The sequence below is a fragment of the Enterococcus sp. 1001283B150225_161107_E12 genome, assembly GCF_015556925.1.
Lineage (GTDB): Bacteria > Bacillota > Bacilli > Lactobacillales > Enterococcaceae > Enterococcus_B > Enterococcus_B mundtii.
The window spans coordinates 54092-66855 of record NZ_JADNNI010000017.1 but is presented as its reverse complement, the minus strand read 5'-3'; the positions used below and the strand labels follow the sequence as shown (position 1 = coordinate 66855).

General features: G+C 37.3%; 12 protein-coding genes. 4 read left to right on the top strand and 8 right to left on the bottom strand.

Going from position 1 to position 12764, the window contains the following annotated elements:
- Window positions 1-3: 3 nt before the first annotated feature.
- The 5 genes from I2F89_RS12340 to I2F89_RS12320 form a co-directional block, all read right to left on the bottom strand.
- Window positions 4-1149, bottom strand: coding sequence for a DUF916 and DUF3324 domain-containing protein (locus I2F89_RS12340; protein ID WP_071867941.1), 1146 nt, complete (start codon window positions 1147-1149; stop codon window positions 4-6).
- Window positions 1150-1376: 227 nt separating this feature from the next.
- Window positions 1377-2129, bottom strand: coding sequence for a WxL domain-containing protein (locus tag I2F89_RS12335; RefSeq protein ID WP_115358402.1), 753 nt, complete (start codon window positions 2127-2129; stop codon window positions 1377-1379).
- A gap of 30 nt (window positions 2130-2159) precedes the next feature.
- Window positions 2160-2936 (bottom strand): WxL domain-containing protein, encoded by a 777-nt coding sequence (locus I2F89_RS12330; RefSeq protein WP_071867937.1) that lies wholly within the window; start codon window positions 2934-2936, stop codon window positions 2160-2162.
- Window positions 2937-2971: 35 nt separating this feature from the next.
- A complete protein-coding gene (locus I2F89_RS12325; protein WP_065095622.1) occupies window positions 2972-3793 on the bottom strand; it encodes a WxL domain-containing protein in 822 nt (273 codons plus the stop codon).
- Between the two features lie 27 nt (window positions 3794-3820).
- Entirely contained in the window at window positions 3821-4153 is a 333-nt protein-coding gene (locus tag I2F89_RS12320; protein WP_071867939.1) for a hypothetical protein, read from the bottom strand.
- 1485 nt (window positions 4154-5638) lie between these two features.
- On the opposite strand from I2F89_RS12320, the gene I2F89_RS12315 reads away from it, so the two are divergent.
- Window positions 5639-6106 (top strand): hypothetical protein, encoded by a 468-nt coding sequence (locus I2F89_RS12315; RefSeq protein ID WP_115358404.1) that lies wholly within the window; start codon window positions 5639-5641, stop codon window positions 6104-6106.
- Between the two features lie 117 nt (window positions 6107-6223).
- On the opposite strand, the gene I2F89_RS12310 is transcribed toward I2F89_RS12315, so the two are convergent.
- From I2F89_RS12310 to rplM, 3 genes are all read right to left on the bottom strand, one after another.
- The gene (locus tag I2F89_RS12310) at window positions 6224-7288 is read right to left on the bottom strand and encodes a Fic family protein (protein WP_181880078.1); all 1065 of its coding nucleotides are present in this window, start codon (window positions 7286-7288) and stop codon (window positions 6224-6226) included.
- A 319-nt stretch (window positions 7289-7607) separates the two neighbouring features.
- Window positions 7608-8000 carry a 30S ribosomal protein S9 gene (gene rpsI, locus I2F89_RS12305; RefSeq protein WP_010733940.1) on the bottom strand — a complete coding sequence of 131 codons (393 nt, stop codon included), beginning with the start codon at window positions 7998-8000 and terminating at the stop codon, window positions 7608-7610.
- A gap of 15 nt (window positions 8001-8015) precedes the next feature.
- A complete protein-coding gene (rplM, locus tag I2F89_RS12300; protein ID WP_153830627.1) occupies window positions 8016-8444 on the bottom strand; it encodes a 50S ribosomal protein L13 in 429 nt (142 codons plus the stop codon).
- Between the two features lie 376 nt (window positions 8445-8820).
- On the opposite strand from rplM, the gene I2F89_RS12295 reads away from it, so the two are divergent.
- The 3 genes from I2F89_RS12295 (at window position 8821) to I2F89_RS12285 (ending at window position 12659) form a co-directional block, all read left to right on the top strand.
- Window positions 8821-10032, top strand: coding sequence for an argininosuccinate synthase (locus I2F89_RS12295; RefSeq protein ID WP_071867567.1), 1212 nt, complete (start codon window positions 8821-8823; stop codon window positions 10030-10032).
- A gap of 101 nt (window positions 10033-10133) precedes the next feature.
- Window positions 10134-11519: an argininosuccinate lyase gene (argH, locus tag I2F89_RS12290; RefSeq protein WP_074800982.1), complete on the top strand. Its 1386-nt coding sequence runs from the start codon at window positions 10134-10136 to the stop codon at window positions 11517-11519.
- A 156-nt stretch (window positions 11520-11675) separates the two neighbouring features.
- Complete coding sequence (locus I2F89_RS12285) at window positions 11676-12659, top strand: hypothetical protein (protein ID WP_195514415.1); 984 nt, start codon at window positions 11676-11678, stop codon at window positions 12657-12659.
- Window positions 12660-12764: the final 105 nt, after the last annotated feature.

The window sequence follows — 12764 nt, the reverse complement described above, 5'->3', positions numbered from 1 at the left end:
AACTTACGGCAAGGAAATTTTATCTTCTTCATCTTCTTCGTCCTTTTTGCGACGTTTCCAAAGAATAAAGAACAAAAGAAACGCAAGTAATGCCAGAAGGATGCCACCAATCAAGAAGTAAATCCAAGTATTATCCTTTTCGACCGTCACATCTTTTGCATTTAATTCTTTTGCTTTTTCAGCAGTGATAGTAAAGTCTTTTTCAAAATGCCATTTGTAGACATAATGAATATCCGTTTCCTTGCCTTCTTGATCTTTTTCTGTTTGGACATACTCTCCACTAGGATCTTTTTGCCCATACACATCCATGGCTAAATGGTACGTTCCCGCCTTCATCGGTTTGGATGGATTACCACTATCCAACATCCCTTGATTACTGATTGCAATAGGATAATCAAAATTTGTATTTGGTGCCATTTGCATCATTTCTTTGACTGAAGTGAACGTCATGTTTGGATCGTCAACATTGGTGACTGTTGCATCCACTTTCATTTGGTTTAAATAGCCCATTTTTGAATTTTGAAGATTGGCATTGATCACGTTACGAGCATTAACTTGAGAAGGAGCAACATCATTTAACGTTAAAGATGGCGCAACTTTCGTGTTTGTTTGTTGCAACACAAGCGCTTCGACATAACTGTATTCATTTTTCAATGAAACACCTTTTTTATCTGTTGACGAGGTATCTGTTTCGGAGGACTTTTGTTTGAACGTCAAACCGCCCGCAATTACACCATCAAATTTTTCAGAAGGCATAGTTACCTCGATTGCAATACTCGTTTGTGACTGCGGTTGTAAAGCAATTTCATCAGGCATCTTCACATACTCTGCCAAATCATACTTCAATGTTTTATCTTTTTTGTTTTCAGTCGGACTGTATTCGACCACCCCATTGATGTTGGTGGTAGCACTTGCTACACTTGCTTCGACAGTAACTACTTTATCTGTTGAATTATCTAACAAGACTTGGATTGTTTGTTTTTGCCCTGGCGTCATCAATAAATCAAAATAAGAAACATCTTCTGCTTGGTTTTCTGGTAAGACTGGTGTCATTGAAAATTGAAACTCGTTGGCTTTGACAACTTGATTAGTTATCATCATTACCATCACCATTACGAACATCGTTAAATAAAATTTTGCCCTTTTCATTTCTGTTGCGCTCTCCTTCGTTTCTATATGTAGAAAAGTTGTGCCAAAAGCTTCCGAACTTTTCGGATAAACTTTCGACACACTCTCTTCTTTTAAAGATTTATTTTTTTCAAATATGTTGTATTCAAAAAATACTGGAGAATGACGAAAATAGGGGGGTATTTCCGGGTTCTTCCTTTTACTTCCCGAATTCGGACATATCTGGTTTCATTTGTTTTCTACTATTTTTAGTTTGCTGGTGTATCACTTAATGACCAAGTCATTGTTGCTTTGTAGCTGCTTGCTAATTTTGTTGAAGCACCTGGAATTTCCAATTTTACAGAAGAATCTTTTGTTGCATCGTTACCAAAGTCTACCAAGTTTGTACCAGCACCATTTCCATCTGTCGCACCCATGACGATGTCTGATTGAACATTTGGATCTAGTGTAGTGATTGTTTTTACTTTATCCGCAGGTGTTTTAGATGCTGAAGCAATAGTTGCATTAGTCAAGTACACTTTAGCACCATCTAAAGTTGCTCCAGGTTTACCAGCAGAAGCTGAATCTGTCGAAGCAAAATCACCCATTTTAACAGTTAAAGACCAACCAGCTAGTGTCCCACGATTATCTGTCACTTGGACATAGTTTGGACCAGTAGTTGCATTACCTGTAGCATCTTTGTACTTTTGTGCTGCTGCACTATAAACCATATCTTCTGATGTGATTTCTTGTGTTCCAAAATCAAATGATGAAGCAAAGTCGATAGATAATGGTCCAGGCGTTCCAGGAACAACCGGGATAGTTGGATCAGGATTTTCTGGTGTCACTGGCTGTGTTGGGTTCAATGGATCAATAGGGTCAGTTACGTTAGTAGATGGTGTATATTTGATTGCTCCATAGGCATCGTAAGTTGCTACTTCGTCGGCTGATGCAGTTGTTGCTATACCTGTTACGATCAATGACGCTAATACGGCTGTTGTATACAATGTTACTTTTTTCATGTGAATTTCTCCTTTTTGATGACTCATTTTTTATTTGTTTGTTGGTAGATCCGAAAGAATCCAGACCAAATTCGTTTTATAGCTCACTGGATCTTTAGGGGTTGATCCAGGAACAAACAATTGAATCGCGGAAGTGAATGTAGTCGTTTTCTCTTTTCCTTCAATTATTTCTTTTTTTTCGGATAAATCTGTTAAATCTCCCCATCGAGTGATCCATGTCCCAGCTCCTTGATTGAACTCTGCCCTGGTTATTACACTTTCTTGATTGGGAACCATTCCTAATACTTCATAGGCAGTTGGGTTTGGAGAGTTACTGTTACTTACCAGTTCTGGTTTTAGAAAGAACAACGTTGCACCAGTTAATTCTTTGTATTGGACATCTTCTTCAGTGTGAAACTGTTGAGTTTCTTTTACTTTCAGCGTCCATCCAGTCAATGTTCCGCGATTATCTGTGACTTGAACAAAGTTCGGGGTGATTAAACTCGGATCATTAAAATACTTTTGTGCCTGGGCTTCATAATACTCATCTTTATTGGATATTTGATTCATCCCAAAATCTAAACTACTGGCAAAATCAATTGACAACGCCCCTCCTGTTCCAGGATTAGGCTTAGAACCGTCAGGATTCATGGGATCAACTGGAATTTCCGGGTTGGTGGGATCTACAGGAAGTGTTGGTTTTTTCGATGATTGAAATCTTACCGCATCATACTCTCCTAAATCTTCATGATGTTCTGCATCAACCATTTGAGTGGCAGTAACACTAAGTAGCATAGAAAGTACGCTTGCCAATAAAAACTTCTTCATATAGTCCTCCTTCCTTGGAAAATATCTAAATGTCATTAGTTTGCTGGTGTATCGGATAGTGTCCAATTAAGGTTCGTTGTGTAAGTTCCCGCTTTTTTTACTGTGGCACCTGGTACAGATAGTGTGATTGGTGATTTTGTTGCTATAGCATCTGCACTTGTTGCGGTTGTATCATAATCTGTTGGTGTACCCAATCCGTAAGTCCATGTACCCATCCCTTGGTTTTTAGCTGCTGCAACGATTACTGTTTCTGCGGTAGAAACTGCGTACGAACCTGTTTTTACTTCTTTAGGATAGATAGACGCATCTATGCCTTTTTCTGTATTCACATGACCACCACTGAAAGATAATTGTGCTCCTGTTAAATAGTCACCTACTTCAGCACTGCTTTCATCTGTCACACTTGGGTCCACTGTGTCTAAATGGAATTGTGCATCTGTCGCTACTGATAATGTCCAACCAGCGAAATTCCCACGGGTATCCGTTACCTGTACATAGTTTTCAGTCGTATTTCCATTGTCAAATGCTTGAGGATGCGCATAGTAAGTTTCATCTTTAGAAGTAATCGATTGTTCACCAAACGCTAACGAGGAAGCAAAGTCAATCGCTAGTGGCCCACCCGTGCCAGGTCCTGGAGGATTTGTTGGATCAGTTGGATCAATCGGTACGACCGGAATACTTGGATCTGGGTCTTCTGGATCGACTGGGGGTGTAACAGTTGTCCCTTGTTTAAATTCAACCGAAGACTTTGAATCGTACTGCCCAACAGCTGCTGCATTGACAAGTGTTGCTCCGTATGTAGAGATCATTCCAACACCGGCAAGCATTACTAAAGAATATTTTTGTATTTTTTTCATTTTTTATTTGTTCCTTCCTTTTTTCGCTTAGGCGATTTTTTTATTTAGGCTCAATTTTCGGTATAAAATCAAGCTAGCCAACATAGTAATAACAGTTAGAACGTACATTAGAACATTGGAGCTATCACCGGCAGCTGGTATTTTCATTTGTTCGTCTGGAGCTATCAAAAGAACATTTTTCTCATCCTCTGTTAAATGTCCGGAGCTAGGGGGAGTCATATATTCATATTTACCATAAAATCCGGTCTCTCCATAACTTCCATAAGATTGAGTATCTGCCCTACCGACAGTTGCATTACTGCTTAATAACAGCAAAAGCAAAACCAAACAAGTCATCCATTTTTGCTTTGACTTAAACATCTTTCCCTGCTTCCTCCTCCTTAGTACTGGTTCATCATACCTTTCTGCGGTTTCTTCATCATCTTAATTTTCTGTTAGTTCCTGAAAAAAAATTAAACAAAAAGTCACCTCTGTAAAAGCCTTGGAAAAATATACACTATTTTATCGAGTCACTCTTATAAAAAATTTTAAAAAAAATATAAAATAACTATTAAATTTGTATAAACAAGTTGTCTAATATTTATTTCTTATGTATTAAATAATTTACAAATCCTTTTATTAATAGAATAATTGGTATTGTCCATTTCATATTTATTAAAATAAAACTTGTAATTAATTAAAATAAATAATAAATAGTATAAAAAAAAAGAACAAAATAATTAAATTTTGATAACTATGAAGATAACTATCTGAAAAATTTCATTCTTTGATCATAGAATGTAGATGCTTACATTCGATCATCCACTCACGTCTTATGTATCCTAATAAATAGATATAAAAAAAGAGGCTACTTCTGTTCCCACCGTTTTTTTGGTTTCAGGAGGTGCGAAAGGACGATTGTCCCAGTCTCTTTATGTGCTGAAGTAATCGCTCTAACACTATTTTTTTATGATCCCATTATTTTCTCTATACTTGTAATCCACCACTTCAATAGATATTCAGATAAATACTGCTCAATGACAAAAAAAATAAATTATCCCTTTATTTTAGGTGGAAGATCTCCAATTTCAATAGTCTTGAACCTTTGTTTTTACTATAATTTTTCACTTAATTAAATTTATTAAAGATATTGTTTGTTATATCAACAATAAATATATTGTTGTTACATTATAATCTAATTCGTTTTCCATAAACTGCAATTGCAAGCGCTTGCTAAAAAAGTGAGGATAAGTTAGTGAATTAATGAAAAAAGTTTTTAACCAAAAAAGTTTTTTTAAATTTCTATTTTTCTTTTCAGTGTGTTATCTATTATTATGGTTACTCAGAGTATTGTCTATAGTGATCAAATGGCTCCTGCTAATGAAATAAATATTGATACAACAATAATAAATAGAAGAGATTTACCTTCAAATATACTTTAGAACAGGCTACAATAAACTTAAATAAAGAAAAAAATGCTAAACTGGATAACAATAGCTTATCTAAAGGCATCACCGTTGTTTCAGGATATATAATTAGAATGAGCGGAACCACCTGTCAATTATACATTGCTTGGTCGGTACAGACCCAATTAATATATGGCGTGCCAGCAATATTAGAGTAACGAATTTGAGCTTGCTAAATCTATATACTTACTTAAATGTAAATAATTTTTATCAAGGAACAACTGCTGCAGCTACTGGAACCTGTTATGTTAGTACGATGAGTATTCCTACAAGCGAGTCCCGTGCAAATGTTTATGCTTCGACATTACAAGCTTATTATCTTTCTTTTGGCTGGAGATCCGCATTGATAAATAACGGTACTGTAGTAATAAATTGATGACATTTCAGGAGGAACAGAATATTGCTAGATTCGGATTTTCTTTTTGAAAAATATAAAGAAAAAATACATTGTGTGAAAACGAGAAATGAACCTTTAGCTACATTGAAAGAACTAGTTGATGTAAAAGAGACCCCTATTTCCATTATTTATAAAGAACATCTTGAAATGTTAAAAATCAATGTTCTTCACTCGATCTATGCTCGAAAAGAAAAAAAGATCGAATTTCGCCTATTTTATGTAGCAGACAATTCAAAAAACAACATCTATTATCAGTCATATGCAAAAAATCCAATCACACTCCCTGGATTAAAGAAAGAAACAATTTATATTATCTTCGAAGAGTCACTCGGGATTATGGAAACAAATTGCAATTTATTAGCTATCGACTTTAGAATACGCCAAGGAATCGAACAAGAGCACTTAGATAATAGAGATATTTATTTTTTAGACTATGTTTCAAACTTTGAGAATCGCTCTCTTTTTGAATGATTTAAAGAATAAAAAACCAGAGCATACCTAGCAAGCTGAGTATGCTCTGGGGAGTGGTGGAAGAAGTACGGTGGATTTTTGTTCTTCTTCCAGTAATAGGTAGTAATTCATATTTTACTATTTAACATCATTTGATAGTTGATACTTAGTCGAACGACCTCTTCCGATTTTTTGAATCTTATTCTCTGTTTGTAGCTCAGCTAGAGCCCGTTCAATCGTCCGCTGGCTAATATCCGGCAATAAGTTCTCTAGGTCAGTTCTTCTCAAAGGTTCAAAAGACTTTTCCAGTTCTTCTATTACCCGCTCTACTGGTGTTAGCTCACGATTGATAATGATCTCAAAGCGTTCCGAGAAATTTTCATATGCTCGCAAAATGATGCCAACAAGATAGCGAACAAACGGCGTATAATCTTGTTCATTTTCCAACCAACCAACAGAACTTGCCTGTAACGATTCATAGTAAGTTTGTTTTGATTCCTCAATCAGCATCTCAATACTGATGTACTTGCCAACTAAATACCCTGACTTATACAGCAACAACAATGTCAATAAGCGCGACATCCGCCCATTTCCATCACTAAATGGATGAATCGAGAGAAAGTCTAAAACAAAGCAAGGGATCAATAGTAACGGGTCTATCTCAGCCTTCTGAATAGCTTGATTGTATTGGTAACATAGCTCTTCAATTAAATCTGGTGTCAGATAAGCTGGTGCCGGTACGAATCGAACACGTTCGTTACCATCCTGATCTTTTTCCGTAATAACATTATCGCCACTTTTGAACTTTCCTTTATAACTTTTAGCTGAGTAATTATAAAGATTCTTGTGTAACGTCAAAATATCATTCGGCACTACTCGGATATGCTCATAACTATCATGAATTAGTTTCAAAACATCTCGATAACCGGCAATTTCTTCTTCATCTCGATTACGAGGCTTAATTTTTTCCGCCACAATTTGCTTTAAGCGACCGTCAGTTGTCGCGATCCCTTCAATTCTATTGGAAGCCTCTGTACTTTGAATCAATGCTAAGTCCGTCAGCTTACTTAAAATCTCTGGTTTTGTTGCAATATAGAGTTCTTGTTTTCCTTTATATTCATGAATCTTGGTCAGCATATTCAACAAGTCATGACTGAGAGTAAGCTTATGCAACTCACGATAATCAAATTCTTTCACCGCCATCCACCTCTTTTCTCCGCCATTTTATATCATTTGGCGGATAAAAACAACTAATGGCGGAGTAATCGGCTAAATATATCTTAGTTTCTTTAAATTGACTAGATCTTTTTTGCAGTCGCTTCTTTCTGTTTCGATTGATTCTCGATAAAATCACTTCAATTTGAACTCACCAACACTACTTGTCGAAGAGCCAAAAAAAAGACACTCCCCAAATTTGGAAAGTGTCTTGAAACGATACAATTGATCGGTACTCGATTTCCTGCGAAATCTCCGTCCCATACTGTATTCGTAAGCGAATATATTCGCAACGACTCCAGCAATATTAACGTTTTGAGAACTGTGAAGCTTTACGAGCTTTCTTAAGACCTGGTTTTTTACGTTCAACCATACGTGCGTCACGTGTAAGTAACCCAGCGCGTTTAAGAGCTAAACGGAAGTCAGGATCAACTTCTAGCAATGCACGAGCGATTCCGTGACGGATAGCTCCTGATTGTCCAGCGTATCCTCCACCGTTTACGTTAACAAATACGTCATATGCGCCTTTTGTTTCAGTAACGCCGAAAGGTTGATTGATAACTTCACGCAAGTCAGCATGTGGAATATATTCTTCAACATCTTTTTTGTTGATAGTAATTTTACCAGTTCCTGGTACTAAGCGTACGCGAGCAACTGCATTTTTACGACGGCCTGTGCCGATATATTGAACTTGTGCCAATGAAATTCCCTCCTATTAGATTAAGTTTGTGATGTCTAAAACTTCTGGTTGTTGTGCTGCATGTGGATGTTCTGCTCCACCGTATACATTCAATTTTGTAAATTGTTTGCGGCCTAAAGTATTTTTAGGTAGCATGCCTTTTACAGAAGTTTCGATCAAACGACGAGAATTTTTAGCACGCAATTCACCAGCTGAGATTGATTTCAATCCTCCTGGGTAGTTGCTGTGACGGTAATAAATTTTATCAGTCGCTTTTTTACCTGTTAATTTCACTTTATCTGCATTGATAACAATGACGAAATCGCCAGTATCCAAATGAGGGGTGAAAGTTGGTTTATTTTTTCCACGTAGTACAGATGCAACAACTGTTGAAAGACGTCCCAATGGAACATCAGTTGCGTCTACTACATACCATTTACGTTCTACTTCGCCTGGTTTGGCCATATATGTTGTACGCACGTTATTTTCCTCCAATTTAAGTTCTGATGTTTGACATACACTTCGAGTTTCCGGGGCTCTTTGTGGGGCAAACAATACCATTTAACATATTACCTGCAAATACCGATAATGTCAACGTTTTTCTGTGCTTCTGAAAAATTTAATTTTCCTTTCATTTTAGATTCCTCACTGGTTTGATGTCTTTTAAAAAGATATACCCGTTTGTATAAAAAACTGTTTATTTCTATATTTATTGAATATTATTTTTATTTTATCTTTATTTATGTATATTTATTTAATTTATTGATTGCTTTTTTATTTTTATGGTGTTATCATTTGAAACATCTATTTTGAAAACACTTAAAAATAAAGGGGCGATTTTATGAAAGAAAAAATTATATTGGCTTACTCAGGTGGATTAGATACCTCTGTTGCAATCAAATGGTTGGCAAAAGATTATGAGGTGATTGCTTGTTGCCTAGATATCGGTGAAGGCAAAGATACAGCTTTTATTAAAGAAAAAGCACTTCAAGTTGGCGCAATTGCGTCTTATGCCATCGATGCCAAAGAGGAATTTGCTCAAGAATTTGCATTGATCGCGCTACAAGGTCATACGTTTTACGAGCAGTCTTACCCACTGGTTTCTGCGCTTTCTCGCCCCTTGATCGCAAAAAAATTAGTGGAATTAGCTCGAAAAACTGGTGCAACGACGATTGCTCATGGCTGTACAGGAAAAGGCAATGACCAAGTTCGTTTTGAAGTAGCAATCAATGCCTTGGCACCTGAAATGAAAATCATTGCACCGGTTCGTCAATGGCAATGGTCTCGAGAAGAAGAAATCGCCTATGCGAAAGAAAATGATGTGCCGATCCCAGCAGATTTGGAGAATCCATATTCTATCGACCAAAACTTGTGGGGACGTGCTTGTGAGTGTGGTGTGTTAGAGGACCCTTGGGCAACTCCGCCAGCAGGTGCTTATGATATTACGACAGCCTTGGAGTATACACCAGATCAGCCGGATATTATTGAACTCACTTTTGAACAAGGCGTACCAGTTGCTTTGAATCAAGAAAGTTTACCTTTGTCTGAATTGATCTTGTCTTTGAATCAATTAGCCGGCAAGCATGGGATCGGACGGATCGATCATGTGGAGAATCGTCTGGTAGGGATCAAATCGCGGGAAGTGTATGAATGCCCTGGAGCGATCACTTTGATGCAAGCACATAAAGAACTGGAAGATTTGACCTTCGTTCGTGAATTAGCACATTTCAAACCAATGATCGAGCAACAGTTGAGCCAAATGATTTATGATGGTCTCTGGTTCAATCCATTGACCGATGCGTTGATTTCTTTCTTGAAAGCAACACAGACTGCGGTCAATGGTACTGTCCGTGTCAAACTATTCAAAGGAAACGTCATCGTTGAAGGACGTAAATCAGCCAATAGTCTATATAACGAAGAACTAGCAACGTATACTTCAGCGGATACCTTCGATCAACAAGCTGCTGTCGGTTTTATCAAGCTTTGGGGTCTGCCATCGAAAGTCTATGCGGAAGTTCAAACGAAGCAACAAACAGCCGTAGGATCAGAGTAGCGAGTAAAGCAATCAAAAGAAAAGTAAGGTAAAAGCTGGGTGCGAACTCAAACAGGACCTTTTACCTTCTTTTCTTTCATTCAAAACATAGGAGGAATCACATGGATAAACTTTGGGGTGGACGGTTTCAAGGAAAAAGTGAACAATGGATCGATGCATTCGGCGCCTCGATCTCCTTTGATCAAAAATTAGCTGAACAAGATATTTTAGGTAGTCTCGCCCATGTGAAAATGTTGGTCCATACTGGGATTTTGTCCGAGGAAGAAGCGCAACAGATCATCACTGGTTTGGAAAAACTGCAAACACGCTTAACGAATGGCACTTTGCATTTTTCGGTGGAAAATGAAGACATCCACTTGAATATTGAAAAATGCCTGCATGAGGAAATCGGACCTGTTGCCGGGAAACTACATACTGCTCGTAGCCGTAATGACCAAGTCGCAACAGACATGCACTTGTATCTAAAAGAAACGGTACTTGAACTGATCGACAAACTTCATTCGTTGCGCCAAACGTTCGTGGAAAAAGCAGCGGAGCATACGGCTACGATCATGCCAGGATATACTCATCTGCAACACGCCCAACCGATTTCCTTTGGCCATCATCTCTTAGCGTACTATCAGATGTTTACTCGTGACCATGAACGCTTCACAGAAAGCCTGAAACGAATCGATATTTCCCCATTAGGCAGTGCGGCATTAGCAGGTACGACATTCCCTATCGATCGTTCATTCACCGCGTCTGAATTAGGCTTTTCTGCTGTCTATGCAAACAGTCTTGATGCCGTCAGTGATCGTGATTTTATTCTAGAGTTTTTAAGTAATGCTTCATTATTGATGATGCACTTGTCTCGTTTTTGCGAAGAAATCATTTTTTGGTGTAGTTATGAATGTCAATATGTTGAACTTTCAGATACTTTTTCAACAGGCAGTTCGATCATGCCCCAAAAGAAAAACCCAGATATGGCAGAATTGATTCGTGGAAAAACAGGTCGTGTGTATGGCAATTTATTTGGTTTACTCACGTTGATGAAGGGCTTGCCCTTAGCCTATAACAAAGATTTCCAAGAGGATAAAGAAGGCATGTTCGATACGAGCGAAACGATTTTAGCTAGTCTCTCGATCATGGAAGGCATGGTCAAAACCATGGAAGTGAACAAAGCCCGAATGTATGCGGCCACACAAAAAGACTTCTCTAATGCGACTGAATTAGCTGATTATTTAGCAGCAAAAGGTTTACCTTTCCGTCAGGCACATGAAATTGTCGGCAAACTCGTCTTACAATGTACACAACAAGGTTGTTCATTACAAGACATCCCACTAACAGAATTCCAAGCAATCAGCCCGCTGATCAAAGCCGATATTTACGACACCTTACTTCCGGAAACTGCCGTAAAACGTCGCAATTCATTAGGTGGTACAGGTTTTGACCAAGTAGAAAGACAAATTGAACAAGCACTACATCAGTTGAAAATAGACAAGAACTAAAAGAACATCTTGAGACAATGTTTCCACACGTTGTCTCAAGATGTTCTTTTTTAGTTTACATTTTTCAAAAATATGTAAAAAAAGTTCAGTCTTTCAAGAATAAACATGTCATACTTTAGTTTAAAAAACTTTTTCATACAGAAAGGAAAAACTATTATGCATTTCTTCCCCTTTGTCGATCCCAACCGTCGACCACAAGCAGAGATCAAAAAAATGACAGAAGAACTTACACAAAAATTTCATGCAATCGATCCAGATTTGACTTTGATACATAATGATAACTTTATTGATTATGGTCCAGAGGTCTTTCCACAACTTTCGTCGATTTACTGGGATCCTCGTGTGCCAAATCATCCGATGGAACATTTTGTGTATTCGGAGTATCGATTGAAATATCAATTTTATACGCTCTATTGTTTTACACCTTATGGCGAACAAATTGATGAACATTACGGAAAAGTAAATCATTCGGATCGAAAAACGCTACAAGCAATTGACGATTTGATATTAACTGTTATTCACACTTATCAAGCAAAAAACTTATCTTACTGGAAGGATTTATTTCCAGAAGAACAATTCCAACAAACAATCGCATCTCATTATCAAAGAACTTCACAGATGATCGGTGAAGGTAGAAAAAGTAGTCGACTAATCACCTTCACTGACCCTAAGCATCGACCTTTGGCCGCTGTAGAAAAGAATACGGAATTTCTAGAAACTCAGTTAAATCAATTAGATTCTCGACTAACTGTGACCCATGATGATTCATTTATTGATTTTGGTCCAAGTGATGGATATTTTCTTGCTGAGTGTCCTTATGATCCAGAGGAAGACGACCTAGACGACGATAGACGTGGTCTATCGGAGGAAGAATATGAGATTTGCTATGAAGATATTCCTCTATTTGGTTGTTCTCCCTATAACATAAGCTTTGGTATACATGGAGATTTTTACAGTAAATGGATGTTGAATATTGATTATCTTGATTTAAGAGAGCGATTGAATAACCCTATTTTAGCTATTATTCATCAATATCAGTTAGATAATCTATATTACTGGCGTGATCATTATTCCACTGAAAAATTCCAATCTGAAGCCCTTGATTCCAAAGAACGCGGACTACGACAAATCCACTCCTGAATATTCAAAAGGGTGTACTTAATGCTCAGTCAATTACAAAAAAATGACAGAAAGACTCTTGTAAAAAAATAATACTTTATCTATAGACTTAATTTAATTATTTCA

Bases quoted from the DNA above. Each gene is read 5' to 3' on its own strand.
- I2F89_RS12310 (WP_181880078.1), bottom strand. From the start codon at position 7,288: ATGGCGGTGAAAGAATTTGATTATCGTGAGTTGCATAAGCTTACTCTC.
- I2F89_RS12320 (WP_071867939.1), bottom strand. From the start codon at position 4,153: ATGTTTAAGTCAAAGCAAAAATGGATGACTTGTTTGGTTTTGCTTTTG.
- I2F89_RS12340 (WP_071867941.1), bottom strand. From the start codon at position 1,149: ATGAAAAGGGCAAAATTTTATTTAACGATGTTCGTAATGGTGATGGTA.
- I2F89_RS12330 (WP_071867937.1), bottom strand. From the start codon at position 2,936: ATGAAGAAGTTTTTATTGGCAAGCGTACTTTCTATGCTACTTAGTGTT.
- I2F89_RS12295 (WP_071867567.1), top strand. From the start codon at position 8,821: ATGAAAGAAAAAATTATATTGGCTTACTCAGGTGGATTAGATACCTCT.
- I2F89_RS12335 (WP_115358402.1), bottom strand. From the start codon at position 2,129: ATGAAAAAAGTAACATTGTATACAACAGCCGTATTAGCGTCATTGATC.
- I2F89_RS12325 (WP_065095622.1), bottom strand. From the start codon at position 3,793: ATGAAAAAAATACAAAAATATTCTTTAGTAATGCTTGCCGGTGTTGGA.
- I2F89_RS12285 (WP_195514415.1), top strand. From the start codon at position 11,676: ATGCATTTCTTCCCCTTTGTCGATCCCAACCGTCGACCACAAGCAGAG.
- argH (WP_074800982.1), top strand. From the start codon at position 10,134: ATGGATAAACTTTGGGGTGGACGGTTTCAAGGAAAAAGTGAACAATGG.
- rplM (WP_153830627.1), bottom strand. From the start codon at position 8,444: ATGGCCAAACCAGGCGAAGTAGAACGTAAATGGTATGTAGTAGACGCA.